The organism is Pedobacter sp. 01T416_2 (assembly GCF_056398925.1).
Genome location: NZ_JBFTQI010001031.1, coordinates 1 through 1,626, shown reverse-complemented (window position 1 = coordinate 1,626; position 1,626 = coordinate 1). Strand labels below are relative to the sequence as shown.

Sequence of the window (1,626 nt, the reverse complement as noted above, 5' to 3'; positions counted from 1 at the left end):
GAAAGATGCTGCAACTGCAATTGCAGATTTATGTTTGCGCCACAATTGAACCACACGTGATGGATGAGGCCTAAGTGTAGAAGCCAAACCCTCCACATCAATTTCTGAATGAATGTGATTTAACTGTTCTTTTAAGCGCAACTGCTCAGCAAATGTTCCCATAGATTCTAAAAAGAACTTATGCGAAACTACTTTATGATCTACTGTGGCATCATTACGACGTAACTGTTCAAAAGCTTCAGTTTCCTGTGCATTAAGTTTACCTAAAAGGTAATCTTCAATAATTGCATCTAACTCCAAATCGTTTCTCATTTCAAATTATGGTTGAAAAAATATTTTCTTTAACCTTTGCAGGCATTTATATTTCTGCGTTTTTGCATTATCGGTATTGGTATAACCAAACTTTTCGCAGATATCCTGCATGGATAAATTGTGGATATAAAAATCCTGAATAATGGTTTTACAAGGTTCGCCCAGGTGATCGAGTGCCGATTGCATTTTCACAAAAGCAGCATCCTTTTCTTCATGGTGCTCTACATCTTCCTCAACAACAAATACATCTTCATAATCAGTAATATTACCGGCTTTTTTACTGTTTAGGCTAAGTTTTTTTAGCCAAATACGCCGACATACCGAATAAATGTAGGTTTTGAGTTTGCTGCTCAGCTCAAAATTGCCTTCCTTAATTTTGTTATATAAAATTATTATGCCTTCCTGATAAACATCTTTTGCATCATCTTCATCACCGTTATTATTCAGGATAAATTGCAAAACCATCGCATAATAAGCCTTGTATAACTTGTTAAGTGTATCTTCTGAGTTATTTAGAATACCTAAAATAACCTCTCTATCTGTTGGAACTGAACTCTTTAAACTGTTATTCACTAGTTAATACATTTTTCTATAAATAGTAACCCAATATTAGACAAAAAAATATTTATAGCTACTATAATTGCTTAATACAAACTTAAAGCAAACGGTAACCCAAACCTCAAAAAAAAATATTTTAACTTTTTTGTAAATTATCGGGTTACCTTTTTACCTTTGCGGCATTAATAAGAAATTAATTACTTAAAAAAATTCAAAAATGAAAAATGCATTCAAATTAGGCTTTTTAGCYYTAGCTYTATCGTTAACAGTTGCTGCTTGCGGCGAATCAGGTAAAAAAGCTGATGGTGCTGACACAACAGTTACAGATTCATCAACTATTATTACTGATACAACTGCTGTTGATACTACAGTWAAAGATTCTACWGTAAAAGACACTACAATTAAAGCTACTACCACAAAAGAAGAAGTAAAACACTAATTATTTTTACTAAATAACATAAAAAAGGTCGCGTTTTTACATCGCGACCTTTTTTATTTAAGAAAACAGGGTTACTTTCTTATCTTTTTTGTATAAATTAGTAATTAATTAATTTTCAAAACCAAACAAATTAAAAAAAATGAAAAATGCATTCAAAATGGGCTTTTTAGCTCTAGCTTTATCCCTATCCGTTGTTGCTTGTAAATCAGAAAAAAAAGATGGCGCAACTGATTCATCTAAAGTTGATTCTACAGTTGTAGATACTACTGTAAAAGATACTACAGTGAAAGACACAACCGTTAAAGACACTACAGTAA

The 1,626-nt window shown here is 32.0% G+C and carries 2 protein-coding genes and 1 pseudogene; 1 reads left to right on the top strand and 2 read right to left on the bottom strand.

Annotated elements, in window-relative coordinates; all coding sequences use genetic code 11:
* Together AC1DPQ_RS27040 and AC1DPQ_RS27035 are read right to left on the bottom strand one after the other, a co-directional pair.
* Nucleotides 1-312: pseudogene (locus AC1DPQ_RS27040) on the bottom strand (serine protease); the annotation flags it as partial.
* Between the two features lie 6 nt (nucleotides 313-318).
* On the bottom strand, nucleotides 319-885 hold the full coding sequence (locus tag AC1DPQ_RS27035; RefSeq protein ID WP_477584382.1) for an RNA polymerase sigma factor: 567 nt from the start codon (nucleotides 883-885) through the stop codon (nucleotides 319-321).
* Between the two features lie 202 nt (nucleotides 886-1,087).
* Between AC1DPQ_RS27035 and AC1DPQ_RS27030 the strand changes: the two genes are divergently transcribed.
* Nucleotides 1,088-1,309: a hypothetical protein gene (locus AC1DPQ_RS27030; protein WP_057934270.1), complete on the top strand. Its 222-nt coding sequence runs from the start codon at nucleotides 1,088-1,090 to the stop codon at nucleotides 1,307-1,309.
* Nucleotides 1,310-1,626 lie beyond the last annotated feature (317 nt).